Here is a 24,460-nt window from a genome sequence, read left to right as displayed (position 1 = left end):
TCACCGTCCGGTCCTCACGATTCCACCAGGCGGCGGTAATGGCCGCCGGCCGCCATCAGCTCCTCGTGCCGGCCACGTTCCAGCACCCGGCCGCGGTCCATCACGATGATCTCGTCGCAATCCCGGATCGTGCTGAGCCGGTGGGCGATGATGAGGCAGGTGCAGCCGCGGCGGCGGATGTTGTCGATCAGCTCCTTCTCGACGATGGGGTCGAGCGCGCTCGTCGCCTCGTCCAGCACGAGCAGGCTCGGCTCCGCCACCAGCGCGCGGGCGATCTCCAGACGCTGGCGCTGGCCGCCGCTCCAGTTGCGTCCGCCCTCCTCGATCCGGCTGCCGTAGCCGCCGACGCGGGCCACGATGTCGTCGTGGATCACGGCGTCCTTGCAGGCGCGCACGATGCGCTGCTCGGGCATGGTGTCGTCCCACAGCGTGATGTTGTCGCGCACGGTGCCGTCGAACAGCATGATGTCCTGGTCCACCACCGCCAGCGAGTTGCGCAGGATCTCGCGCGGCAGCGAGCGGACCGGATGGCCATCCAGCAGGATCTCTCCCTCCCAAGGGTCGAACAGGCCGCAGATCAGCCGGCCGATGGTCGATTTGCCGCTTCCCGAGGCACCGACCAGCGCCACGCGGGAGCCCGGCGGAAGCTCCAGATCGAAGCCCCGGACCAGCGGGTCGGCGAGCGGGCTGTAGCCGAAGGAGAGGCCCCGCACCTCCGCCCGGCCGCTCAGCTTGCGCACGCGCCCGGTGGCGGTCGCGACCGTCCTCGGCCCTCCCTCCCCGCCTTCATTCTCGCCCTCGAATTCCCAGGCCATGCCGGCGGTCGCCACGTCGGTGAACTGGTCGAGCGAACCGCGCGCCTGCTTCAGCGCCGCGGTCTGGGCGATCATCGCGCTCAGCGGCGCCGTAAAGGCGGTGACCAGCGCCTGGAAGGCGGCCATCTCGCCGGGCGTCATCTCGCCCCGTGCCACCAGCCAGGCCGAGACGGCGAGCACCAGCGCGCGGCTCAGCATCATCAGGCTTTCGGGCAGGGCGCCGAGCAGCGCCTCGATGCGGCCGGCGGCCTGCCGGTCCCGCACCAGCAGGGCGAGATAGCCGGACCATTGCGCGAAGAAGGCGCCGTCCGTGCCGTTCGCCTTCAGCGTCTCGATCATGCCGATGCCCTGCATCGCCCGGCCGTGCAGCTTCACGCCGGTCATGCCGGCCTTGCGGGCCAGCTCCTCCAGCCGGCCCTGCACCAGCGCGAAGATCGCCAGCAGCAGCCCGGTCACGCCGAGCGTCAGGGCGGTCAGCAGCGGGCTGTAGGTCAGCATGACCAGGGCGAAGAAGACGCAGCTCACCGCCCCGAGCGCCGCCTTCAGTGTCTGATCGGCGGCGTGGGCGCCGAGTTGGCGGGCGAGGTCGATCCGCCCCGCCATGGTGCCCGCATGGCGCTGGCCGAAGAAGCGCACCGGCAGCCTCAGCATGCGCCAGACCATGCGCCCGGCCGCCTGCACGGCGATGCGCGTGCGCAGCCGCGCCAGCACGCCCTCCTGCAGGGCGGTGAGCCCGATCTGGATCAGCGATCCGGCGGCCAGCACGCCGAGCAGGCCCAGCATCCAGTGCGGCTGGCTGTCGGTCAGGTAATAGTCCACGAAGATCTGCGTCGCCGCCGGCACGACCAGCCCCGGCAGGACCAGCGTCAGCCCGGCCAGCAGCGCCAGGAGAAAGGCGCCGCGCGCCCCGTCGAGCAGGGCCGACAGGTCGCTCCAGAGCTGCGGCCGCACACCGCCCTTCCGGAACTCGGCGTTCGGCTCGAAGGTCAGAAGGACGCCGGAGAAGATGGCGTCGAATTCCGCCTGGGTGAGGACGCGCCGGCCGGCGGCGGGGTCGTTCAGATGGACCTTCCGCCCGCGCACCCCCTCCAGCACGACGTAATGGTTCATGTTGACGAAGGCGATGGCCGGCATCGGGAAATCGCCGAGATGCTGCGGCTCGCACCGGAAGCCCTTGGCGGTGAAGCCGTGCCGCCGCGCCGCCCGCACGATGTTGGAGGCGCGGCTGCCGTCGCGCGACACGCCGCAGGTCTCCCGCAACTCGGGCAGCGGAATCCAGAGGCCGTGATGCGCCATCACCATGGCGAGCGCCGCCGCCCCGCACTCCACCGCCTCCATCTGGAAGATGGTGGGGGTGCGGCGCGCCCGGTGACGCCGCACCGGCGTTTTCGAAGCCACGGCCTCCGCGCTCATCGGGCGCGCCCTGCGAAGACGTCCGTAAAGGCGGCCGTCATGGCTCCAGCCCCAGCGCGTGCAGGACGGAATCGAAGGCGGGGAAGACGAGTGTCATGAGCCGGACGCGCTCGACCACCACCAGCCCGTCCACGACCGTGCCGCTTTCGACCGCGCGCGTACGGCCGAGGTCCGACGACCAGGCGAAGCCGCTGACGGTGTTTGGATCGGGCCGCAGCGCTACCCGCACCTCGAAGGGCGGGCCGTCGGCCGTCAGCTTGGCGACGAAGGTGTCGTTCTTCAGCGTGCGCTGGATGGCCTCGCGCGTCGCGGGAATCTCCGACACCGCCACCACCTCGCCCTGGATGAAGCCGTCGCGCTCGACCCGCACGGTCGAGGGCACGACCTGCACGGCCATGCCCGGACGGACCTTCTTGCCGTCGGCCGGCGGCACGTAGAGCACGGCCTCCAGCCCTCCGGCGCCCGTCTCCGGAGCATCCGCCTCCTCCGGCACGAGGCGCATCAGCGCGGCGCCGGCCGGAACCCGGTCGCCCGCGGCGACCGACAGCTCGATGACGCGGCCTGCCGCGGGCGCGCGCACCTCGGTCCGGGCGGCGCGCTCGGCGGCGACTTCCGCCTGCTCCTGGCGAGCCTGGTTGAGCCGGGCGTCGAGGTCCATCAGTTCGCGCTCGGCGCGCACGCCGCGCTCGTCGGCCTCGACCAGCAGCGCGTTCAGCGAATTGCGCGCGTCGATCGCGGCGCGGCGCGCCTGGTCCAGATCGTTCTCGGCGGCCTGGAGCCGGTCGCGGGTGGCGAAGCCGCGCGCCAGCAGGTCGCGCTGGTTCGCCAAGGTCTGCACGAGTGTCGCCTCACGCTGGCGCAGCTGCTCCAAGGTTCGCTCCAGCCCCTGGCGCCGCTGGGCGTCCGCCCGCTCGCGCACCTCGCGCTCCCGCGCCTGGAAGGCCGAGAGCCGGGACCGTTCCTGCGCCAGTCCGGCCAGCCGCGCCGCGACGGTGTCGGCCCGGGCGTCGAGCACCGGCTCGCTCAGCCGCGCGACGATGTCGCCCTGCCTCACCCGGCTGCCGACGCGCACGTCCAGTTCGGCCACGGGCGCCGAGTTCGGCGCGGAGACCAGCAGCACGCCGCCGCTTCCCTGGAGCACTCCCGTCGAGCGGACCTTGACCGGTGCCGTGGAGACGGAGGCCCAGACCAGCCCGCCCAGCACGGTGGCGCCGAGGATCGCCAGCACCAGCCAGCCGGACGGCGTGGCGACCCGCACCATGCGGTCGAGCTGGTCCGGGTTGGTGTTCCGGAAGGTGAGCCTGGTAGTCGCCATCGGTCCGGATTCGAGCCTTGTTCGGATTGGCGGACCGCATGTCCAACCACACGCGTCCTCTCACAAGCTGCGCGAAACGGCGCGCCTTCGCAAGACGGACGTAGTAATCCGGCTGTGACTTTCCACGCCGTTAGAGAGGCGAGCGGTTCTGTTCGCCGGGAGGGCGCTTTCTTGCGTTCCGATCTTGTGCCCACGCCGGGTGGAGGCCCAAAGTCCCGTGCCGATTACCAGCGGATCGCGACTTTCGATTGACGGCACAACCGGCCCACGACAGCCTTCACACCTCGACCGGGGCAGGATGAAGAGATGAGTGCACAGGACGTCGAGCGGCTGGAAAAGAACGTGGAAACCCGGCCGGCCCCCTTGCGAATTGACGGGCCGAGCGCCGTACCGATACGGCGGCCCATTATCCGGGTCCGCCGTCCTTTTCCGGAAGCCGTCGGTTAGATCCTGCCCGTCAGGATGCAGTAGCAGCCCTTCGTCAGGATGCAGTAGGGCGAACCACCGCCGGAGACGTTGTCCAGCGCCTCGTCGTCCAGCGGCTCGCTGGAAGAGGCGGGAGCGTCGTTGCTCGTGAAGGCTTTTTCGATTTCTTCCGGCGTCAGGCTGATGCCCTTCGACGCCGCGTATTGCGCCAGAGCCTTGGACGCCTCCTTCACATCGCCCGAGGCCGCCGCGCCCTGCATGGCGTTGGGATCGGACGCGATGAGGTCCTTGAGCTTGTCCAGATTGTCCTGCGTGCCGGCCATTGTTCCCTCCCTATTCGATAGAGGTAGACAAGGTGCAGCGTCCCGCCTGTTCCGTCAACTCCGCATGCAAGTCGATGCCGTCCGGGCGGGCTTTCTTCTTTGCAGCCTGTAGTTACGCTGCCTTCCGGACGGGGATTATTTCTATCGAGGACCAAATGAAGCGGCCCCTTCACAGGGCCGGAGCCGTTCCCACCGACGGCATGCCGAAACAGGCGCCCCTCGCCCCGTGCTCCCCGTCCCCTACGCCGAACGCCGCAACGGAACCGGTCAGAGGCTCCGGCTGTCGGCTTCGCTGTTGAGCCGGTCCGCCCACACGATCGCAACCACCCTGGAAAGCCCGGTCAACGCGTTGCCCTTCGCCTGCGCATTGTCGTTGGAAACACGATCAATAACGCTCCAGCTTTTCTTCTTTGCGTTGTGAAGGACTGCATATCGGCTAGAACTGCTCATCCGATCGCCCCATTGGAAAATGGTTTCTGCTGAGATCCTAGCTACATGCCATATGCTAATAGATAATTACCATTTCTAATCGCCGCATTTGTTGATGCGTGCGGAAATATCTTTTTAAAGCGTAATCTTGTGGACGTCGTCTTTTTTCTTGATGTCGAGGTTGCCGTGGTGAGCGAGGCAGGCGATGAACACGGGAACGGCGTTCCCGCACCCAATACGCGTGAAGAAAGAGGACCCCAGCCAAGATTTCGATGCGGAACCCGGAAGAAAGCGGGGATCTTTCTTTCTCCATTGCTCAGGCGTGCCTGTGGGAGATCGGCGTGCCTGGACATATCAACGAGGGCAGCGGTTCCGGCGACGCCGCCCCGTGCGTCAGAACATCCTCGACGGCAGCCACAGGGTCAGCGCCGGTATGGCGGCCAGCAGGATGAGCCGCAGGATGTCGGCGAGGATGAAGGGCAGGATGCCGCTCACCACGGCCCGTTGCGTCAGGCCCGGCACCGTCGCCTGGACCACGAAGAGGTTCATGCCGATCGGCGGCGTGATCAGGCCGATTTCGGCCACGGTCACGATCAATATGCCGAACCAGACCATGTCGTAGCCGAGCGCCTGGGCGACCGGCGCCAGGAACGGCACCGTCAGCAGGATCATGGACATGGAATCCATGAAGCAGCCGAGCACGATGTAGAACAGCATGATCAGGATGAGCACCACCGCCGGGCTCAGACCGCTGTTCTGGATCAGGCCGATCAGCGCGTTGGGAAGGCCGGTCGTCTCCAGGAAGTAATTGAAGAGCGAAGCGCCGATCAGGATGAAGAAGATCATCCCCGTCAGCCCCGCCGTCTCCCGCACCGCGTCGCGGAACGCCGCCCGGTCGAGTTCGCCCGAGACGAGCGCCAGGAGGAAGGCGCCGACGGCACCGACGGCCGCCGCTTCCGTGGGGGAAAACAGGCCGAGATAGATGCCGCCGATCACCAGCGTGAAGAGCAGGACGACGCCCCAGACGCGGCCCAGCGAGGCGATGCGCGCAGTCCAGCCTGTCCGGGGCGTCGGCGGCGCCAGTTCCGGCGCCATCCGCACGCGGATGATGACGGCGACACCGTAGAGGACCGCCCCGAGCATGCCCGGAACGATGGCGCCGATGAAGAGCTGGCCGATCGAGGTCTGGGTGAGGATGCCGTAGATGACCAGCAGGATGGAGGGCGGGATCAGAACCCCCAGCGTGCCGCCGGCGGCGATCGCGGCGGAGGAGAGGCTGTCGCTGTATCCGTGCCGCTTCATCTCGGGGATGGCGACGCGGCCCATGGTCGCGACCGTGGCGAGCGAGGAGCCGCAGATCGCGCCGAACAGCGCGCAGGCGCCGATCGCGGTCACCGCGAGCCCGCCGCGCACATGGCCGAAGAAGCCGTTCACCATGTCGAACAGCGAGCGCGACAGCCCCGCCCGCGCCGCGAAGACGCCCATCATCACGAAGAGCGGGACGACGCTGAGCGAATAGGGGAAGATCGCCTCGAAGGGCGACGAGCCGAGGATGAAGGCGGCGCCCATCCAGCCGTTCAGCCACCAGAAGCCGGCCACCCCGATGACGGCCATCGCGACCGCGACCGGAAAGCCGAAGGCGATCAGCACGAGCGCCGCGACGAAACCCAGGAAACCCAGAAGTGCGGAACTCATGACGTGGCCTGCGTGCGCGGGGCGGTAAAGATGGTGAGAAGGGCGGCGATGATGGACAGGGCCATGCCGGCCAGCAGCGGCACCCAGTACCAGATGATCGGAATGCCGAGCTGCTGCGAGCGGTCGCCGAACATCAGCTGCTGCTGGAAAGCCTCGTAGCAGTGGACGAGCATCAGTGCCAGCAGGCCCGCGGCGGCGACACTCGCCACCGCCCGCAATCCCCGCCCGACCGCATCGGGAAAGGATTCCACGAGAAGGTCCACCCCCACATGCGCGCCGGTCAGGAAGGCGTAGGGAATGACCAGCCAGGCGCCACCCAGCACGAACAGCTGGACGAGATCGACCACGCCTGGGATCGGCGCTGCCATCTGTCGGCCGACGACGTCGGCGACCGTGACCAGCGCGGCGGCGGCATAGGCGAGCACGCCCAGAACGGCGGCGCCGACGATGAGAGCGCGCAGGGATTGGACCAATGGCCTCATGACGGCTCCGGTGCCGGGGAGGAGAAGGGCGAGGAGAAGGGCAAGAGGGGCCGCGGGGGATCCATCCTCGCGGCCCCGGTCGGGATTCAGCCGGACCCGGCCGTCACTTCTGCTTCTCGGCGAGGCGCTTACGCATCTCGTCGACGATCGCCTGCGCGTTGTCCACCTGTTTGGCGGTCTGCTGGATGTAGGCGCCGATGACCGGCTGCAGTGCCTCGCGCCAGCGCCCGCGCTCCTCCTCGCTCAGTTCGGTGATGGTGTGTCCGGCCTGCTTGGCCTCGGTGCGGCCGGCCTCGTCCCACTTGTCCCACCAGTCGCCGAACTTGGCGACCAGCGCGTCCCCGGAAGCCTTGTCGATGCAGATCCGCACCGGTTCCGGCAGGGCCTCGTACTTGCGCTGGTTCATCACGAAGAAGAAGGGAACCGTGTAGGTGCCGGCCTCCAGATGGTGTTTCAGCACCTCGTTCAGCCCGAAGGACTTGACCGGATCCCAGGGGAAGACCGTGCCGTCGATCACGTTCTTCTGGATGTTCTCATAGACCTCGCCGGGCGGCAGGCCCTGGGGCGTGGCGCCGAGGGCCGTCAGCATCTCGGAGACGGCGGGGCTGGGGGTGCGCAGCCGCAGCCCCTTCAGATCCTCCATCGTCTCGACCTTCTTGTTCGAGGTGTGGATGAGGCCGCCGTTGTGGGCGTGCAGCGCCAGCACCTTCAGGCCGCGGTATTCCGGCGCCAGATAGTCCGGGTACATCTCCCACAGCGTCTTGCTGGCCGCACCCGCGTCGCGCGTCATGAAGGGAAGCTCGATCAGCGAGGTGCGGGGGAAACGCCCGCGCGGGATGCCGTGCAGCCCATGGGCGATGTCCACCACCCCGGCCATCACCTGCTCCTGCTGCTTGGCGACGTTGCCGAGCTGCGTGCCGCCGGGGAAGATCTCGAATTTGACCGCCCCGCCGCTGCACTGGGACACCTGCTCGGTCCAGGGCACGATGAAATCGGTGTGGATGCCGTGGACCGGCGGCAGATAGTGGCTGAGCTTCAACGTTGTCTGCGCCGCCGCCGTGTCGGCGAGGAACAGCGCGGTCGCGGCGAGCGCCGCCAGCTTCGTGGCCGTCCGCTTCGTGATGAATGTCATTCTTTTCCTCCCTCGTGGTTCTTCCAGCTTCGCGGAAGACGCTTTCATTCGAACGGTATCGCCGCTCCGCCCCGCCCCGGGCCGGCCAGCGCTGAGTCACAGCGCCACCGTGATCCTGCCGCTCTTGGCCCGCGAGCAGCAGGCCATCATCCGGCGGTTCTCCTTCCGCTCCGCCTGGCTCAGCACCTTGTCGCGGTGGTCCACCTCGCCTTCCAGCAGGGCGACCTCGCAGGTGCCGCACAGCCCCTCCTCGCAGTCGCTCGGGACATCGACCCCGACCGCGCGCAGGGCCTGGAGCATGGTCTGGCCGGCGGGAACCTCGACCGTCAGGCCGGAATCCTTCAGCTCCACCGCGAAGCCGGTTTCCCGGCTGGGGTCCAGCTGCGTGCCGCTGGTGCTGAAATGCTCGATGTGCAGCATGCCCTCGGGCCAGTCGCGTCCCAGCGCTTCCAGCGCGGTCAGCAGCCGCTCCGGCCCGCAGGCGTAGACCTGACGGCCCGGCCGCGGCTCGCCGGCGAGCCGGGCGAGATCCATACGCCGCCCCTCCTCGGCCGGGTAGAGGCTGAGCCGGCCGCCATGGTCGCGCCGCAGCCGCTCGACGAAGGCCATGCCGGCGCGCGTGCGACCGGCGTAATGGATCGCGTAATCCTTGCCCAGCCGCTTCAGCCGGTCGGCCATCGCGATGATCGGGGTGATGCCGATGCCGCCGGCGATCAGCAGGTAGGAGCCGGCCTCCTCGTCCAGCCGGAAATGGTTCTTGGGGCCGCGCACCCGGACCAGCGCGCCCGGCCGGACCGTCTCATGGATGTAGGCGGAGCCGCCGCGGCCCCGTGGGTCGCGCAGCACGGCGACCTGGAGCCGGTGCCCGTCGTCGCGGTCGCCGCACAGCGAGTATTTGCGGACATGGTCCCCGGCGATCACGTCGATATGGGCACCGGGGGTCCAGCGCGGCAGCCGGTGGCCGCGCGGGTCCTCCAGCACCAGCCGGACGATGCCATCGGCCTCCGCATGGACCTCGGCCACCCGCAGCCCGCGCGCGGCGTCCTGCTTGGCCGGCGCGCCGATCCTGAAGCCGGCGTGGCGTTCGAGGACGGACGGGTCGCGCCGTTCCGGATTCCGCGCCGGATCCCACCGGACCCACAGATGGTCGGGCCCGCGGAAGGAGGTGTTGGGCAGGAAGGTGAAGGTCTGGCCGGGCACCAGCTCCATGTGCGGCAGGCGCTTGCTCAGCTCCTCCAGGAAGACCCGCATTTCCATCCGGGCGAGGTTCTTGCCCATGCACTGGTGGCTGCCATAGCCGAAGGTGAGGTGGTCGGTGGTGTTGTCGCGGTAGATGTCCAGCTCGTCCGCGTTCTCGAAATGGCGCTCGTCGTGGTTGGCCGAGGCGCTGACGATCAGCAGCTTGGCGCCCTTCGGGATCTCGACCCCGCCGATGCGCGTGCCGGCGGTGGCGATGCGCCGCCAGGCGACGACCGAGCCGGAGTAGCGCAGGCACTCCTCCACCGCGTTGGGAATGAGCGAGGGGTTCTCGCAGACCTCCCGCCAGGCATCGCGGTTCTCCAGCAGCAGGCGGAACATGTTGGCCGCGGCGTGGGCCGTGGTCTCGTGCGCCGCGACGATGCCGGCCATCATCATGGAATGCAGGTAGGAGTCGGTGACGACCTCCGGAAGCTCCTTCTGGCGGCGGATGCCGTACTGCATCCAGCCATGGCCGGAAGGGTCCTGGCGCATCTTGTCCAGCACCTTGCCGGCATATTGCCAGAACTTGCCCACCGCGTCGGCCACGGCCACCTGCTGCTCCGGCGAGGGGCGGCCCCAGGTATTGACGGTGTGGGCGATGGAGTATTCGCGCAGGGTATCCATGTCCTCCTCGGGCACGCCGAGGAAGTGCAGGGCCACGGTCAGCGGGATCTCCCACAGCATGTCGTCGACCAGGTCGGCTTTGCCGCGGTCTACGATGCGGTCCACATACTCCCGCGTCAGCCGCCGGACCATCGGCTCGTGGTGCGCCAGTTCCTCCAGCGAGAAGGAATCCATGAGCGCGCGGCGCCGCTCCATGTGCACCGGCTCGTCCTCGTTCACGAGCGTGCGGTTCATCGCATAGCCGTAACGCTTCAGCGTGTCCTGGGCCTCTTGCGAGACCGGAGTGATCTTCTCCAGCGCGATGGACGGGGAGAAGGTCACGTTGTCGCGGAACACCGCCTTCACGTCCTCGTAGCGGCTGACCACCCAATAGCCGAGCTTCGGGCTGTAGAAGACCGGCTCCTGGTCGCGCGACCAGCGCAGCGCCTCCGCCGGATCGACCTGATACGGCCCCTCGAAGGGGTCGAAGGCCTCGGCGTTCGGGGAAACGGGGCAGCCGGTGGGAGAGACGCCGGCATGGCCGCCCGCTCCGGATGCCGCGTCATGGAACGGACAGGCCCCGGCGCCGGGACGCGCCGTGGAAGGGCTGCGATGCTGCGTCATCTGGAGGCCTCCCGGCGTGCGGAACCAATTCGTTTGGTTTACAAATAACGCACATGACTGTGCGTTCTCCGAACATATATAGATGGATCGGCTTTCGATCAAGGCAGGCAAAGGGCGCATCGGGCCGGGCACCGCCGGGCTGGACGGGTCCGGCCGAAGACAGTCGGGATGATCATGAAGACGACCAACCAGTTGCAGACCCTCGACCGCGGCATTCAGGCGCTCGCGATCATTGCGCAGCAGGCAGGCGGCATCACCATCGCCGACCTTGCCGCCCGGCTGGAGATCCATCGGGCCATCGTTTACCGGATCGTCTCGACGCTGGAGGCGCACGCGCTGATTTCCCGGTCGCCGGAGGGGCAGATCTATCTGGGCGGGGGGCTTCTGGTGCTGGCCTCCCGTTTCGAACCGCAGCTTCGCTCGGTCGCGCGGCCCCTGCTGCAGGCGCTGGCCGGGGAAACGCGGGCGACCGCCTATGTCTCGCTGGCGCAAGGGGAGGAATGCGTCGTGATCATGGTTGCCGAGCCGGAGGAAGGGCTGCTGCGGGTCGGTTACCGTGTCGGCAGCCGCCATCCGCTGACGCTGGGTGCCGCCGGCATCGCCATACTGGCGAGCCGGCCGGAGCGGCCCGGCGATCCCGAGGCGGTGCGGCAGGCACGGCGTGACGGCTACAGCCTGACCCGCGGCCAACTGCAGCGCGGCGCCGTCGGCGTCGCCAGCGCCATCCATGCGCCGGACCGGCCCCGCACCGGTTTCGAGGCCTGCATCGGCGTCGTGGCGATGGACGACCTGAACACGGAGGTCGCCATCGCCGCCGTCATGTCCGCCGCCGGAAGGCTCGCGGCGCTGACGCAGCCCTGACGGCGCGCGCTGTTCAGGCCGCCGGGCGAACCCGGTCGGGATGGGCCGCCGCTATCTCCGGAAGCGCCTCCAGGGCCGCCATCACCGCGCCGACCCGCCTCAGATCCTCGACCGGCACCTGCCAGCGCCGCGCGTTGTAGATCTGCGGCACGAGACAGAGGTCGGCGATGGACACCGCATCGCCATGGCAGAAGCCACCGGTCGCCGGGCTGTCCAGCAACGCCTCGACGGCTTCCAGGCCGGGGCGGATGAAGCGCCGCATCCACTGGGCGGCGCCATCCTCCCCGCCGATCAGCGAGGCCGCGTATCTGGAGACGGACATGTTGCAGACCGGGTGGATGTCCATCGCGATGGCATGGGCGAGCGCCCGCACGCGCTGGCGGCCCTCCGGATCGGCCGGAAGAAGGGGCGGCTCGGGCCGTGTTTCGTCCAGATATTCGATGATGGCCAGCGACTGCGTCATCATGCGGCCATCGATCTCCAGCGCCGGCACCAGCCCCTGAGGATTGCGCGCGAGGTGGGCCGCGCCCCGGTGCTCGCCCTCCAGCAGGTTCACCGGCACGCTGTCGTAGGCGACGCTCTTCAGGTTCAACGCCATGCGGACCCGGTAGGCCGCCGACGAACGCCAGTAATCGTAAAGGATCGTGGCCATGAAAGCCCCCTCCCGCGACACGGCGGCCGTGCTTTCCGGACGCCCTTGGATGGAAGGCGATCCTCACACGGAGTTCGTCTCATCCGCAACAGGATGGCCTGATGCGGCAATGACCTGGCGCATTGCCCGCCGGCCGGTCAGCTGTCCGCTTCCTCCGTGGGAGCCGTCGCCGCGGTGCGGGCGAGCAGCCGGTCCAGCACCCGCCGGAAGGCCGCCAGATCCTCGGCCGGCAGGCCGGACAGCAGTTCCGATTCATAGGCGACGGCGAGCGGCGCTATGTTTTCGAACATGCGGCGGCCCTTACGGGTCAGCGACAGCCGAACCAGCCGCCGGTCGCTCGCGTTGGCCTTCTTTTCGATGATCCCCGCCTGTTCCAGGCGGGCGGCGGCGCGGCTCACCTTCGACTTGTCCATGTCCACGCGCCGGCGGATCTCCCGCACGGACACCTCCCGGTTCCGGGCGAGATGGGCGATCACCCGCCACTCGGCGATGGAGATGCCGAAACGCTCCTCATAGACGGCGGCGAGTTCGCGGCTGACGCGGCCGGCCAGGACGTTGATGAGGTAGGGAAGGAACCCGTCGAGGTCCAGGGAGGGGCCGTTCGCGGTCATCGCCGTTGACAGTCGTTGCAATTGAGATGATATCCTGCGCAGGGCCGGCCGGCAAGGCAAGCGCTCATCGGCCCCTACGGTCCGGCCAGCCAGCCCAGCCAATACCATCCGGTCAAGCGCCTCCACCGGCGGGGCGCCTCCAGGGAGGAGACGATGACCCTTCGCTACATGCCTGGTTTCGGCAACGACTTCGAAACCGAGGCGCTTCCCGGCGCCCTGCCGCAGGGGCAGAACTCGCCCCAGCGCTGCGCCTATGGGCTTTACGCCGAGCAGCTGTCCGGCTCCCCCTTCACGGCGCCGCGCGGCACCAACGAGCGCTCCTGGCTCTACCGCATGCGCCCGTCGGTCCGGCATGTCGGCCGTTTCCACCGGATCGAGCTGCCCTTCTGGAAGACCGCTCCGCACATCGTCGACCATGACCTGGCGCTCGGCCCCCTGCGCTGGAGCCCGGTGCCGATCCCGGACGAGGAGCTGACCTTCCTGTCCGGCCTGCGTACCGTCACCACGGCCGGCGACGTCCACACCCAGGTCGGCATGGCGGTGCATCTCTACTTCGTCACCGCGCCGATGCTGGACGAGTGTTTCTTCAACGCCGACGGCGAGCTGCTGATCGTGCCCGAGGCCGGGCGGCTGCTGATCTTCACCGAGCTGGGCAAGCTGGAGGCCGGGGCCGGCGACATCGCCGTCGTCCCGCGCGGCATGAAGTTCAAGGTGGAGCCGGTCGGCGGGCCGTCGCGCGGCTATGTCTGCGAGAATTACGGCGCCAAGTTCACCCTGCCCGAGCGCGGCCCCATCGGCGCCAACTGCCTCGCCAACCCGCGCGACTTCAAGACGCCGGTCGCCGCCTACGAGGAGAAGGAGACACCCTGCCGGCTGGTCGTGAAGTGGTGCGGGCGCTTCCAGGAGACGGAGATCGGCCATTCGCCGCTGGACGTCGTCGCCTGGCACGGCAACTACACGCCTTACAAGTATGATTTGCGGACCTTCTCGCCCGTCGGCGCCATCCTGTTCGACCATCCCGACCCGTCGATCTTCACCGTGCTGACCGCGCCCTCGGGCGAGGCCGGGACCGCCAACATCGATTTCGTCATCTTCCCCGAACGCTGGATGGTGGCCGAACACAGCTTCCGCCCGCCCTGGTACCACATGAACATCATGTCGGAGTTCATGGGGCTGATCTACGGCAAGTACGACGCCAAGGAGGAGGGCTTCGCCCCCGGCGGCATGAGCCTGCACAACTGCATGCTGCCACACGGGCCGGACGCCGACGCCTTCGCCAAGGCAAGCACGGCGGAGCTGAAGCCGGTGAAGCTCACCGACACGCTGGCCTTCATGTTCGAGACGCGCTTCCCGCAGCAACTGACCGAGTTCGCCGCCAGCCTGCCGACCCTGCAGGAGGGCTATGCCGACTGCTGGTCCGGCATCGAGAAGCGCTTCGACGGCACGCCCGGCCTGAAGTGACCGTGGAAGGGAACGGGACGGGGCGTCGAGGATCCGGATCGGGAGCGCCAACCTGTACTGCGGCCCTGAAATGAGCCACCCAACTGGACTTGTTGAGGCGGCTAAGGATAGCTCGGCGATGGAGGTCGGCCCGGAGTTGGGCCGAGGTGCGGGGTGCGGTGTCCGTGCCGGGCTGACTGCCCGGTGGCGATACACAGTAGCGCAAGGTACCCGCCACGTCCGAGCAACCCAGGCCAGACTGTAACGCCGACCGGTGGATGGCGAAGTGGTCCGGCTCATCGCTTCGACCTCCGTAGGGCCAAAGAGCTTACCCCCGCGAAGGCGGGAGGCGTTTGCCCTCAAGCGCGGCGATCTTCTCCTCCAGCAACTCGCTGGCCATCCTCTTCAGCCAAACGCTACAGGTCGTGTGCGCTCACGATGCCCTTCCCTGTGGCACAGGGGCGAGGCGCCGCCTTCGCGCAAGGGGAGGCCGCATGACGGCCCGCCCGTAGGACCCAGGATAAGGCTCCCTCCGCGCAGGCTCCTTCGCCCTTGTGGACTTGCCGCACGCAAGGCTTTAAAAGCGGGTGCACAGGATTGATCCGTCTTGTGCCTGCAACAAGACACCATCACCGCCGCTCCTTCCGCAGTCGGGTAGCAAAACACCACCATGAGAACAACCGGGATCATGGTCGGCAGTGTCGCCTTTGCGGTTGCTGTTCTTGCCGGATATGGTTTTCACGCCTACAAACTCCGCGAATCCCATATCGCACGCGCCGAGATTTCGCTTCGGAGCGTCACCAGGGCTCTGGAGCACCATGCGAAATGGTCCTTCGCCGCGGCCGACCTTCTCCTGCGGCGGGTCTCGGCGCAGGGGGAAACCTTCCTGAAAGCCTCGGAGGGCCGTGACGACCTGCATCGCATCCTCGCCGAGCGCGTGATGGCATCCTCCATCCTTCAGAGCATCGTCGTGCTGGACGAACGGGGCCGCAACGTCGCCGACTCGCTGTCCTTCCCTCCGCGGGAGCTGGACGGCTCGGACACCGATTACTTCGGGGCGCACCGGGGCGGCAGACCGGACAAGGTTTTCATCACGAACACGTTCCGAAGCCGCATCAGCGGACGGATCATATTCGGGATGAGCCGGGCGATCCGTGATGAGGACGGCAACCTTGCCGGGGTGGTCTTCGCCACGATCGACGCGGAGTTCTTCCGAAACCTCTACGAGAGCCTCAATCTCGGATACCGCGCGACGACGACCTTGCTGACGAGCAACGGCGACGTCCTCATGCGCGTCCCCCACACCACGGACCTGGTCGGCGCCAATACGGCGAACGCCCCACTTTTCACCAAGCACCTTCGAAGGGCACCGGAAGGAACCTACAGTGTCCAGAGCATATTCGACCAGTCCCACCGGCTGGCCGCCTACAAGAAGCTGCCCGACTTCCCGCTGGTCGTGACGGCATCCTACTCCATGGACGAGGTGCTTTATGACTGGAAAATGGACATCTTCATCGAGGGGATATTCGCCGTCTCTCTTGCCTTTGGCTCCGTTCTTGCCTGTTACCTGATCACGCGCAGAAGCAGCGTCCCATAATCGGCGCCCTTGCCGGCCCGTCAGCGGCCGGTGCGGATCGGGACAGGGCGGCGGAAATTCGCCCCGGAGGCCCGAAGCGCGCTATGATGCCGCGCCGAAATCCGTTCCGGTCGCACCCAAGCAAGGAGCGTCTGCCCTGTCCGCCTTCCGCCAATCAGCGTCCTTCGCCTCCCGGCTGCTTTCACGATTGCGTTCCCGTCCTCAAGCCGGCACAGGCGCCGGGCCGGAACGGCCGGATGCGCCCCCCGGCGCGGCCAGACGCGTACGGCCGGCCAACATGATCTATGGCGTCGACGACCGTCCGCCGGCGGCGGCCTTGGCCATTCTCGCTTTCCAGCACGCGGCCCTGGCGCTGGCGCTGGAGGTCTATGTGCTGATCGTCGCCCAGGAGATCGGTCTCGACGCCACGGCCACCCAGGCCTTCGTCGCATCGAGCGTTCTCGTGATCGGTGTCGGAACGCTCCTCCAGGCCTTCCGTGCCCCCTTCGGGGCGGGCCTCATGCTGGTCCATATTCCCGATCCGGTGCTGATGGGCGCCTTCGCGGCCGTCGCGAAATCCGCGGGCATGGCGGCCGCGGGTGGCGCCCTGGCGCTTGCGTCGATGACACAGATCGCCCTCTCGCGCGTCATCCCCCGCATGCGGTCGGTGTTTCCGCCCGAGGTCATCGGGGTCATGGTCTGCATGCTCGGCCTGTCCATGGCCGGCGGCGGCGTGCAGCGCCTCCTGGGCATGAGGACGAGCCTTGCCCCCGTGGACGCGACGTCGGCCGCCGTTGGGCTGCTGACGCTCGGCAGCATCGTCGCCGTGGCGATCTGGTCGCGTGGCACACTGCGGCTGTTCGCCCTGATCGTGGGGCTGCTGGTCGGCGGGGTGGCCAGCTACGCGACGGGAACGCTGCATTTCGATGGTTTCGGCCGTGACACGGCCTGGCTGGCACTGCCGTCCCTCACGGCCCCGAGCCTGGATTTCACGCTGGCGGGCGTGCTCCCGATGGTGCTCATCGCCCTGCTGGTCGGGTTGGACACGGTCGGTTCGGTCGCCGTGATGGAAAAGATGAACGACGCCGGGTGGCGGCGGAGCGACATGCGCGCGGTCAGCGGCGGCATCTGCGCCAGCGGCATGGCCAACATCCTCGGCGGCCTGATCGGCGGGTACGGAACCGGCATTTCCTCGGCCAACATCGGCCTGAGCAGCGCCACGGGCGCCAGTTCCCGCATTCTCGGCGTCGCGACCGGCCTCGTGCTGATCGCCGCGGCCTGCTTCCCGCCCCTGATCCAGATCGTCACGCTCACGCCGGAACCCGTCCGGGGCGCGATCACCCTCTATGCCGCGGCCTTTCTCGTGACGTCCGGAATGGAGCTGATCCTCTCGCGCATGCTCGACAGCCGCCGCACCTTCATGGTCGGGCTGTCGATGTCGGCCGGCGTCGCCCTGATCGCCATGCCGGCCCTGCCCCATGGAGCGCCGGAATGGGCGCGCGAGATGCTCTCCTCGCCCCTGACGGTTGCCACCCTTCTGGCCATCCTGCTGAACCTCGTCTTCCGGCTCGGGACGTCGCGGACCGTTTCGATGACCATCGACGCGCAAACCCCCATGCGCGACGTCACCGATTTCCTCGAAACGTCGGGAGCGAGCTGGGCCGCGCGCAAGGACACGATCCTGCGCGCCGGCAACGCCGTCGTCGAAGCCGTCGAGGTTCTGCGGGACAGCGGCCATGCGGAGGGGCCGATCGAACTCACCGTGAGCTTCGACGAATACAACCTGGATCTCGAATTCACCTATGCCGGCACGCCGCTCGCGCTGACGCCAAGCACGGTCGATCCGGCGAAGGCTCTGGACGGCGACGACGATGACTTCAACCTGTTGATCCTCTCGGCCTCCAACGCCCTGCTGGCGCGTCTGGCCGACCGCGCCAAGGCGTTCCGGCGCGGAGACCGGGCCGTGTTCGCGCTTCACTTCGAACACTGACCGGCAGGTTGCGCGGGCCATCATCGGTATCCCGGGCGAGCCCCTGCCGCCCGGAGAAGAGGCGGCCGGAATTCCCGGCCCGCAGATCCGTGCCTTTCAGCGGACAACGCCGACGGATGCGTAACCGCTGAAAACGTTTTCATCTTCACGGAAACGTTTTCAAGGCGTCACGCGACTGCAACGCCGCGCCGTCATCTTGCCCCTGGTTCGATGAAACGGCGGGAAGGCACGATGACCAGAGGGGCGACCATCCGTGACGTGGCGGCGCGTGCGCGCGTCTCCATCGCGACGGTGTCGCGGGTCCTGAACGGCACGGGCCTCGCTGCACCCGCGACGGAGGAGCGCGTGCGCCTCGCGATGGCCGAACTGGGCTTCCGGCCGAACACCATCGGCCGCAGCCTCAAGGCGGCGCGGACCCGGACGGTCGGCGTGCTGATCCCGTCGCTGTCGAACCCCGTCTTCGCCGAAAGCGTCTCCGGCATTCAGGAGGTGGCGGCGGAGGCCGGACACGGCGTGCTCATCGTGTCCACCGACTACAGCCCGGAGCGGGAAGCACAGGCGATCGAAAGCCTGCTCTCCAACCAGGTGGACGGGCTGGTGCTCACCGTCGCCGATGCCGACCGCAGTGCCTCGCTGGACACGCTGGACGCGGCGGGCCGCCCTTATGTCCTCGCCTACAACCAGCCGGAGCTGAGCGGCCGGCCTTTCGTCTCCGTGGACAATGTGGCGGCGGCGCGGGCCATCGTGGAGCGGATGATCGCCCTCGGTCACCGCCGCATCGGCATGGTCGCGGGCCGCTTCCGCCAGTCCGACCGGTCGCGCCGCCGCCATGCCGGCTATGAGGCGGCACTTCTGGCCGCGGAGCTCGCCCCCGGACCGGTCATCGAAGTCGATTTCGCCGACACCCGGTTGGCCCAGCACCTCGCCGGCCACATGGCGGGTGCCGCGGGCGCAGGGCGCCCGACCGCCCTCTTCGCCTCCAACGACCTTCTGGCGCTCGCCACCATCCGCGCGGTGCGCGACCTCGGCCTGTCGGTGCCCGGCGACGTGTCGGTCACCGGCTTCGACGGGATCGAGGTCGGGGCGCTCGTCTCCCCCAGCCTGACCACGCTGGTGCAGCCGGCCCGCGCCATGGGCCGCGCCGCCTTCGCCGCCCTGCACGCGCGCCTGTCGGGCGAGCCGCACGACGCCAGCACCATTCTCCCCTTCGCCATACGGAAGGGCGAATCCCTCGGACCGGCTCCCTCCTTGCCGGTACCGCGCCACAGCCACGCCACCCCCTTGCCTTGAGGACGCGACCATCATGCTGATGCCCCTGCTGAAGCCTCTCACCCTGGGTGCCGCCCTGCTGGCAGCCCTGACCGCCGCCGTTCCCGCGCCGGCAGCCGCCCAGCAGAACGCGATCTGCTACAACTGCCCGCCGGAATGGGCCGACTGGGCCTCGCAGCTCAAGGCGATCAAGGACGATCTCGGCATCGCCGTGCCGTTCGACAACAAGAACTCCGGCCAGTCGCTGTCCGCCATGCTCGCGGAGAAGGACAAGCCGGTGGCCGACGTCGTCTATCTCGGCGGCCCGGTCGGCATCCAGGCCAAGGAGGCCGGTGTCGTGGCACCCTTCAAGCCGGACGCCTGGGACCAGATCCCCGCCGACATGAAGGACCCCGACGGCTACTGGTTCACCATCCATTCCGGCACGCTCGGCTTCTTCGTCAACACCGAGGCGCTGGGCGGCAAGCCGGTGCCGCAATCCTGGGCCGACCTGCTGAAGCCCGACTATGCCGGCATGGTCGGCTATCTCGACCCGACCAGTGCCGCCGTCGGCTATGTCGGTGCCGTCGCGGTGAACTTGGCGCTCGGCGGCGGCTACGGCAACTTCGATCCGGCCATCGGCTGGTTCAAGGCGCTCCAGAAGAACCAGCCCATCGTGCCCAAGCAGACCTCCTACGCCCGCGTGCTGTCCGGCGAGATCCCGATCCTGATCGACTACGACTTCAACGCCTACCGCGCGAAACACACCGACAAGGCCCCGGCCGCCTTCGTCATCCCGGCGGAAGGTTCCGTCTCGGTGCCCTACGTCATGAGCTTGGTGAAGAACGGGCCGAACCCGGAGAACGCGAAGAAGGTCCTGAACTACGTCCTGTCCGACAAGGGGCAGGCCCTGTGGGCCAACGCCTTCATGCGCCCGGTGCGCGCGGCCGCCATGCCGCCGGACACCGCCGCCAAGTTCCTGCCCGCCGCCGACTACGCCCGCGCCCGGCCCGTGGACCTGGCCCGGATGGCGGAGGCCCAGAAGGGCTTCATGGCGCGCTACCAGGCCGAAGTGCGGTGAGCCTGCGCGACGCCTCCTCCCTCCTGCCGCCGCTCCGCCGGGGCGGGAGGGGACGGGTCCGCAGCGGCGGCCGGGACCTGCCGCTGCTGGCCGGAATGATCGCCCCGGCGGCCGCTGTGTTCGGCGCCTTCTTCCTGCTGCCGCTGGCGCGCCTGTTCGCGATCGGCGGCGGCGGGGCGGAGGGATGGGCCGCCTATGCGACGATCCTGACCGACGCCGGCCACCGGGACGGGCTGATCGCGACCGTGCTGCTGTCGGCCGCCGTCACGGCGGCCACGCTGGCCGCCTCCACCGTGGCCGGGCTGTTCCTGGTGCGCCACCGCTTTCCCGGCCACGCGCTGCTGGTCGCCATGCTGACCTTCCCGCTGGCCTTTCCCGGCGTGGTGGTCGGCTTCATGGTCATCATGCTGGCCGGCCGTCAAGGGCTGCTGGGCACCATCACCCAGGCGCTGTTCGGCGGGAAGCTGGTCTTCGCCTACTCCATGGCCGGGCTGTTCCTGGGCTATCTCTACTTCTCGATCCCCAGGGTCATCCTGACGGTCATGGCCGCGGCCGAGAAGCTCGACCCGCGGCTGGAGGAGGCGGCCCGGTCACTGGGGGCGACGCGCGCCCAGCTGGTCGCCCATGTGATCCTGCCGGCGCTGAAACCCGCGCTGCTGTCGGCCGGGGCGCTCTGCTTCGCCACGGCGATGGGCGCCTTCGGCACGGCCTTCACGCTCGCCACCCGGATCAACGTGCTGCCCATGATCATCTACACCGAATTCACGCTCCAGGCGAACCTCGCCACGGCGGCGGCGCTGAGCCTCGTGCTCGGGCTCGTCACCTGGGCGGTGCTGGCCGCCGCGCGCAGCTTCGCCGGCTCCTCCGTCGCGGCGGCGGGGTGAGGGACGCCATGCGACGCCGCGGCCTGTCCTTCTGGGCGCAGCTGGCCTTCACGCTGCTGCTCTGCGCCTTCCTGGTGACGCCCATCATCCTGTCGATGCTGGCCGGGGTGACCGCCAACTATTTCGTCGGGCTGAAGAGCGGCCTGACGCTGCGCTGGGTGGAGGAGGTCTGGCGGCTCTACGCCGACACGATCTTCCTGTCCCTGCGGATCGCCTTCGCCTGCCTCGGCTGCACCCTGCTGCTGGGCGTGCCCGCGGCTTACGCGCTGGCACGCCGGCAAGGGCCGGCCGCCCGGCTGGCCGAGGAGCTGCTGATGATGCCCGTCGCGGTGCCCGGCCTTGCCACGGCGCTCGCCCTCATCGTCACCTACGGCGGCGTCGGGGATCTGCGCAGCAGCTGGCTCTTCATCCTGATCGGGCATGTCCTGTTCACCCTGCCCTTCATGGTGCGCTCGGTGCTGGCGGTGATGACCTCCGTCGATCTCCGGACGCTGGAGGAGGCGGCCGCCAGTCTCGGCGCCGGCTTCGCCCGCCGCTTCTTCGGGGTGGTCCTGCCGAACTGCGCGTCCGGCATCCTCGCCGGTTCGCTGATGGTGCTGACCCTCTCGGTCGGAGAGTTCAACCTGACCTGGCTGCTGCACACGCCCATGACCAAGACGCTGCCCGTCGGGCTGGCCGACAGCTACGCATCGCTGAGGATCGAGGTCGGCAGCGCCTACACGCTGGTCTTCTTCCTGATGATCGTCCCCAGCCTGATCCTGCTGCAGGCGCTCGCCCGGCGCGCGCGCTCCAACCCCTGAACATTTTAGCCCTTGAGCACACCCATGCCCTCAAACTTCCATCTCGACGCCGTGCCCATCCGCCTCCAAGCCTGCGGGAAGAGCTGGGAGGGCGGCGGCCGCGCGCTGGAGCCGCTGGACCTCGCCATCCGGGGCGGCGAGACCATCGTGTTCCTCGGCCCGTCCGGCTGCGGCAAGACGACGACCCTGCGCATCATCGCCGGGCTGGAGAGCCCCGATCCCGGCGGGCGCGTCTTCTTCGGCGAGGAGGACGTCACGGAACTGCCCATCGAGCGCCGCAACGTCGGCATGGTCTTCCAGAGCTACGCGCTCTTCCCGAACATGACGGTGATCGAGAACGTCGCCTACGGGTTGAAGGTGCGCGGCGTGCCGCGGGTTGAACGCGCGGCACGCGCGGAGGAGATGCTGGAGATGGTGAAGCTCGGCGAATTCGCCGGGCGGCGCATCGACCAGCTGTCCGGTGGCCAGCGCCAACGCGTGGCGCTCGCCCGCGCGCTGGTGGTCCGGCCGCGCGTTCTGCTGCTGGACGAACCGCTGACGGCGCTCGACGCGAAGCTGCGCGACGGCCTGCGGCTGGAGATCGACCGGCTGCTGCGGCAGCTCGGCATCACCGCCGTCTACGTCACCCACGACCAGGGCGAGGCCATGGCGCTCGGCGACCGGATCGTCGTGATGGCGGAGGGCCGCATCGCCCAGGTGGGAACCCCGCGCGAAATCTATTATCGGCCCGCCAACGCCTTCGTGGCCGAGTTCGTCGGCACCATGAACCGCCTTTCAGGCGAGGCGCGGAACGGACGGATGCGGCTCGGGCCGGGGTTCGGGGTGGCGCTTGCCTCCCTGCCCTGGTCCGGCCCGGACGGCGCCCAGGAGTTCCTGGTGCGCCCCGAGGACATCGACCTGGCGGAGGAGGGCGGGCATTTCGATGCCCGCGTCGCGGCCAGCGTCTTCCTCGGCGACCGCACCCGCCTCGTCGTCGAGACCGAGGGCGGGCAGCCGCTGACCGTGGACGCGCCCGGACGGGCCGACTTCGCCCGAGGCCAGAGCGTCGCCCTGCGCCTCGATCCCAACCGCCTTCTCACTCTTCCGGCCTGAACCATGCTCATCGCCCAGCTCACCGACCTCCACATCAAGCCGGCGGGCCGCCTCGCCTACCGCCGCGTTGACACGGCGGCCTGCCTCGCCCGCGCGGTCGAGGCGGTGAACGCGCTGGACCCGGCGCCCGACCTCGTCCTCCTGACCGGCGACCTCACGGACTTCGGCACCGAGGAGGAGTACGGCCTGCTGATGGAGCTTCTGCGTCCCCTGCAGGCACCCTTGTTCCCGATCCCCGGCAACCACGACGCGCGCGCCGGCATGGCCGGCGCCTTTCCCGCGATCGCGCGGCGCGCCGGACCCGGACCCTTCCTGCAATACACGGTCGAGGACTGGCCGGTGCGGCTCGTCGGGCTCGACACGCTGGTGCCGGGCTCCGGCGGCGGCGAACTCTGCGCCGAACGGCTGGGATGGCTGGAGGCCCGGTTGGGCGAGCAGCCGGATCGCCCGACCGTCGTCTTCCAGCACCATCCGCCCTTCGCCACGGGCATCGGCCACATGGACCGGATCGGGCTGGCCGGTGCCGGGGGGCAGGCTGAGGTGATCCGGCGGAACCCGCAGGTGGAAAGGGTGCTGTGCGGGCATGTGCACCGCCCGATCCAGGCCCGCTGGGCCGGTACCATCGCCTCGGTCGCGCCCTCCACGGCGCATCAGGTGGCGCTGGACCTCCGGGAAGAGGCGCCGTCGGCCTTCGTGCTCGAACCGCCGGGCTTCCAGCTGCACCGGTGGGACGCCGGCGCGGGGCTCCTCGTCAGCCACACCGCGCTCATGGAGGGGTTCGACGGCCCCTACCCCTTCTTCGAGGACGGCAAGCTGATCGACTGAGCCACGCCGGCGAGCGGCGTCGTTGCATCGGGGTGCCGGATGCCCTGAACGCGCCGGCATCATGGGAGGGCGCCCCGAGTGCAGCCGCTCTTCACGCCTGTCGGCGACCGCGCCCGCCAGCGCGAAGGATGGCCGACGGGGCAGAACCCGCCGAAGACGAGGACGGTCGCCGGGATACTTGAGCGGCACGGGAGCGGCGCTGCTAAACCATCCAATCAGGGCAACGGTTCCCGCTACGACGGCGACGACGCGCATCGCCCGGTGCGATCAGGCGAAAGGCCGGGAAGCGCTGCTGGAAACGGATTGAAACGTCCGGCCCGACGACCGCCTCGGCCATGCCCGCCTTCGCCCCTGTCATCTCTTGGTGAGGCTTGGCGCGTCAGTGGAAACGACAGGATGGTCGCAGGATAAAACGCAACGCTCACCTCTTTATCGGCGGCGCCGTGGCCGGCCTGGGCATCCGGCAGGCGGCGTTCGTCGGCCACGACGTCGGCGGTGGCGTCCTTCAGGTTATGCTGACTTCCATCCCGAACTCTTCTCGGGCCTGATGCTGGTCGATTGCGTGGCCTTCGACAACTGGCCGGTGCCCTTCGTTCCAATGGCACGCGCGGTGCGCGGTCTCATCGCACGCCTGCCGCCGGCTTTGATCAGGCCGCTGTTCCTGGTCGTGCTCCGTAACTTGGGCCGCGATGCTCCCGCGCAACGCAGCGCCTCCGCCTCGCTGCCGTGGAAGCCCTATGCGCATTCGGTCGGTCCGCGCGTTCTCGCCAACCAACTGCACCACCTGACCGCTCATGACACCCCGGTCGCTTGGCCTACGGCTTGCACAGAACTCGATAGAAAGTCGGTTAAAAGGAAGGGGTTTGCCTGTTGTGAGGCTCTGATCTGGCAACGGAGCATGAGC

At 68.7% G+C, this 24,460-nt stretch carries 21 protein-coding genes and 1 pseudogene; 11 read left to right on the top strand and 11 right to left on the bottom strand.

All coding sequences use genetic code 11. From position 1 onward, the window contains the following. Positions 1-14 precede the first annotated feature (14 nt). The 8 genes from JUB11_RS06320 to JUB11_RS06285 all read right to left on the bottom strand — a co-directional run bounded on the left by JUB11_RS06320 (position 15) and on the right by JUB11_RS06285 (position 10,496). Positions 15-2,213, bottom strand: a complete 2,199-nt coding sequence (locus tag JUB11_RS06320; RefSeq protein ID WP_348771370.1) for an NHLP family bacteriocin export ABC transporter peptidase/permease/ATPase subunit — start codon at positions 2,211-2,213, stop codon at positions 15-17. 52 nt (positions 2,214-2,265) lie between these two features. Continuing rightward, positions 2,266-3,543 (bottom strand): NHLP bacteriocin system secretion protein, encoded by a 1,278-nt coding sequence (locus tag JUB11_RS06315; protein ID WP_207457396.1) that lies wholly within the window; start codon positions 3,541-3,543, stop codon positions 2,266-2,268. A 443-nt stretch (positions 3,544-3,986) separates the two neighbouring features. Next, positions 3,987-4,292 (bottom strand): Nif11-like leader peptide family natural product precursor, encoded by a 306-nt coding sequence (locus tag JUB11_RS06310; protein WP_207457394.1) that lies wholly within the window; start codon positions 4,290-4,292, stop codon positions 3,987-3,989. A 267-nt stretch (positions 4,293-4,559) separates the two neighbouring features. Next, positions 4,560-4,742, bottom strand: coding sequence for a hypothetical protein (locus JUB11_RS06305; protein ID WP_207457392.1), 183 nt, complete (start codon positions 4,740-4,742; stop codon positions 4,560-4,562). A 372-nt stretch (positions 4,743-5,114) separates the two neighbouring features. After that, positions 5,115-6,416, bottom strand: coding sequence for a TRAP transporter large permease (locus tag JUB11_RS06300; RefSeq protein ID WP_207457389.1), 1,302 nt, complete (start codon positions 6,414-6,416; stop codon positions 5,115-5,117). Then, positions 6,413-6,898, bottom strand: a complete 486-nt coding sequence (locus JUB11_RS06295; RefSeq protein WP_207457387.1) for a TRAP transporter small permease subunit — start codon at positions 6,896-6,898, stop codon at positions 6,413-6,415. Before JUB11_RS06295 ends, JUB11_RS06300 begins: the two co-directional genes overlap by 4 nt. Positions 6,899-7,001: 103 nt before the next feature. Continuing rightward, a complete protein-coding gene (locus tag JUB11_RS06290; protein WP_207457386.1) occupies positions 7,002-8,030 on the bottom strand; it encodes a TRAP transporter substrate-binding protein in 1,029 nt (342 codons plus the stop codon). 96 nt (positions 8,031-8,126) lie between these two features. Beyond that, the gene (locus tag JUB11_RS06285) at positions 8,127-10,496 is read right to left on the bottom strand and encodes a cytochrome P450/oxidoreductase (protein WP_207457384.1); all 2,370 of its coding nucleotides are present in this window, start codon (positions 10,494-10,496) and stop codon (positions 8,127-8,129) included. 168 nt (positions 10,497-10,664) lie between these two features. On the opposite strand from JUB11_RS06285, the gene JUB11_RS06280 reads away from it, so the two are divergent. After that, a complete protein-coding gene (locus JUB11_RS06280; protein ID WP_247886886.1) occupies positions 10,665-11,357 on the top strand; it encodes a helix-turn-helix domain-containing protein in 693 nt (230 codons plus the stop codon). Between the two features lie 13 nt (positions 11,358-11,370). Here the strand turns inward: JUB11_RS06280 and maiA are convergent, their stop codons facing one another. Further along, a complete protein-coding gene (gene maiA / locus JUB11_RS06275; protein WP_207457382.1) occupies positions 11,371-12,009 on the bottom strand; it encodes a maleylacetoacetate isomerase in 639 nt (212 codons plus the stop codon). A 137-nt stretch (positions 12,010-12,146) separates the two neighbouring features. Further along, the gene (locus tag JUB11_RS06270; RefSeq protein ID WP_207457380.1) at positions 12,147-12,641 is read right to left on the bottom strand and encodes a MarR family transcriptional regulator; all 495 of its coding nucleotides are present in this window, start codon (positions 12,639-12,641) and stop codon (positions 12,147-12,149) included. 132 nt (positions 12,642-12,773) lie between these two features. On the opposite strand from JUB11_RS06270, the gene hmgA reads away from it, so the two are divergent. Continuing rightward, on the top strand, positions 12,774-14,081 hold the full coding sequence (gene hmgA, locus JUB11_RS06265; RefSeq protein WP_207457378.1) for a homogentisate 1,2-dioxygenase: 1,308 nt from the start codon (positions 12,774-12,776) through the stop codon (positions 14,079-14,081). A 138-nt stretch (positions 14,082-14,219) separates the two neighbouring features. On the opposite strand, the pseudogene JUB11_RS32645 reads toward hmgA, so the two are convergent. Next, a pseudogene (locus tag JUB11_RS32645) lies at positions 14,220-14,451 on the bottom strand (hypothetical protein); the annotation flags it as partial. A gap of 297 nt (positions 14,452-14,748) precedes the next feature. On the opposite strand from JUB11_RS32645, the gene JUB11_RS06260 reads away from it, so the two are divergent. The 9 genes from JUB11_RS06260 to JUB11_RS06220 all read left to right on the top strand — a co-directional run. Next, positions 14,749-15,657 carry a cache domain-containing protein gene (locus tag JUB11_RS06260; RefSeq protein ID WP_207457376.1) on the top strand — a complete coding sequence of 303 codons (909 nt, stop codon included), beginning with the start codon at positions 14,749-14,751 and terminating at the stop codon, positions 15,655-15,657. 277 nt (positions 15,658-15,934) lie between these two features. Then, positions 15,935-17,626 (top strand): solute carrier family 23 protein, encoded by a 1,692-nt coding sequence (locus tag JUB11_RS06255; protein ID WP_207457374.1) that lies wholly within the window; start codon positions 15,935-15,937, stop codon positions 17,624-17,626. A 231-nt stretch (positions 17,627-17,857) separates the two neighbouring features. Beyond that, positions 17,858-18,916 (top strand): LacI family DNA-binding transcriptional regulator, encoded by a 1,059-nt coding sequence (locus tag JUB11_RS06250; protein ID WP_207457372.1) that lies wholly within the window; start codon positions 17,858-17,860, stop codon positions 18,914-18,916. A gap of 13 nt (positions 18,917-18,929) precedes the next feature. Further along, complete coding sequence (locus JUB11_RS06245) at positions 18,930-19,955, top strand: ABC transporter substrate-binding protein (protein ID WP_207457370.1); 1,026 nt, start codon at positions 18,930-18,932, stop codon at positions 19,953-19,955. Continuing rightward, the gene (locus JUB11_RS06240; RefSeq protein ID WP_348771369.1) at positions 19,952-20,839 is read left to right on the top strand and encodes an ABC transporter permease; all 888 of its coding nucleotides are present in this window, start codon (positions 19,952-19,954) and stop codon (positions 20,837-20,839) included. Before JUB11_RS06245 ends, JUB11_RS06240 begins: the two co-directional genes overlap by 4 nt. Before the next feature lie 8 nt (positions 20,840-20,847). After that, positions 20,848-21,639 (top strand): ABC transporter permease subunit, encoded by a 792-nt coding sequence (locus tag JUB11_RS06235; protein ID WP_207457368.1) that lies wholly within the window; start codon positions 20,848-20,850, stop codon positions 21,637-21,639. Positions 21,640-21,663: 24 nt separating this feature from the next. After that, the gene (locus JUB11_RS06230) at positions 21,664-22,731 is read left to right on the top strand and encodes an ABC transporter ATP-binding protein (RefSeq protein ID WP_207457366.1); all 1,068 of its coding nucleotides are present in this window, start codon (positions 21,664-21,666) and stop codon (positions 22,729-22,731) included. A gap of 3 nt (positions 22,732-22,734) precedes the next feature. After that, positions 22,735-23,556, top strand: a complete 822-nt coding sequence (locus JUB11_RS06225) for a phosphodiesterase (protein WP_207457364.1) — start codon at positions 22,735-22,737, stop codon at positions 23,554-23,556. 547 nt (positions 23,557-24,103) lie between these two features. Beyond that, on the top strand, positions 24,104-24,460 hold a 357-nt coding region (locus JUB11_RS06220), incomplete at its 3' end, for a hypothetical protein (RefSeq protein ID WP_207457362.1).

This window comes from Azospirillum sp. SYSU D00513, from assembly GCF_017356015.1.
Taxonomy (GTDB): Bacteria; Pseudomonadota; Alphaproteobacteria; order Azospirillales; family Azospirillaceae; genus Azospirillum.
This window is presented reverse-complemented; position numbering and strand designations above follow the sequence as displayed.

Bases quoted from the DNA above. Each gene is read 5' to 3' on its own strand.
- JUB11_RS06255 (WP_207457374.1), top strand. From the start codon at position 15,935: ATGATCTATGGCGTCGACGACCGTCCGCCGGCGGCGGCCTTGGCCATT.
- JUB11_RS06290 (WP_207457386.1), bottom strand. From the start codon at position 8,030: ATGACATTCATCACGAAGCGGACGGCCACGAAGCTGGCGGCGCTCGCC.
- JUB11_RS06300 (WP_207457389.1), bottom strand. From the start codon at position 6,416: ATGAGTTCCGCACTTCTGGGTTTCCTGGGTTTCGTCGCGGCGCTCGTG.
- JUB11_RS06230 (WP_207457366.1), top strand. From the start codon at position 21,664: ATGCCCTCAAACTTCCATCTCGACGCCGTGCCCATCCGCCTCCAAGCC.
- JUB11_RS06260 (WP_207457376.1), top strand. From the start codon at position 14,749: ATGGTCGGCAGTGTCGCCTTTGCGGTTGCTGTTCTTGCCGGATATGGT.
- JUB11_RS06280 (WP_247886886.1), top strand. From the start codon at position 10,665: ATGATCATGAAGACGACCAACCAGTTGCAGACCCTCGACCGCGGCATT.
- JUB11_RS06235 (WP_207457368.1), top strand. From the start codon at position 20,848: ATGCGACGCCGCGGCCTGTCCTTCTGGGCGCAGCTGGCCTTCACGCTG.
- JUB11_RS06245 (WP_207457370.1), top strand. From the start codon at position 18,930: ATGCTGATGCCCCTGCTGAAGCCTCTCACCCTGGGTGCCGCCCTGCTG.
- JUB11_RS06285 (WP_207457384.1), bottom strand. From the start codon at position 10,496: ATGACGCAGCATCGCAGCCCTTCCACGGCGCGTCCCGGCGCCGGGGCC.
- JUB11_RS06310 (WP_207457394.1), bottom strand. From the start codon at position 4,292: ATGGCCGGCACGCAGGACAATCTGGACAAGCTCAAGGACCTCATCGCG.
- JUB11_RS06225 (WP_207457364.1), top strand. From the start codon at position 22,735: ATGCTCATCGCCCAGCTCACCGACCTCCACATCAAGCCGGCGGGCCGC.
- maiA (WP_207457382.1), bottom strand. From the start codon at position 12,009: ATGGCCACGATCCTTTACGATTACTGGCGTTCGTCGGCGGCCTACCGG.
- hmgA (WP_207457378.1), top strand. From the start codon at position 12,774: ATGACCCTTCGCTACATGCCTGGTTTCGGCAACGACTTCGAAACCGAG.
- JUB11_RS06315 (WP_207457396.1), bottom strand. From the start codon at position 3,543: ATGGCGACTACCAGGCTCACCTTCCGGAACACCAACCCGGACCAGCTC.
- JUB11_RS06305 (WP_207457392.1), bottom strand. From the start codon at position 4,742: ATGAGCAGTTCTAGCCGATATGCAGTCCTTCACAACGCAAAGAAGAAA.
- JUB11_RS06250 (WP_207457372.1), top strand. From the start codon at position 17,858: ATGACCAGAGGGGCGACCATCCGTGACGTGGCGGCGCGTGCGCGCGTC.
- JUB11_RS06295 (WP_207457387.1), bottom strand. From the start codon at position 6,898: ATGAGGCCATTGGTCCAATCCCTGCGCGCTCTCATCGTCGGCGCCGCC.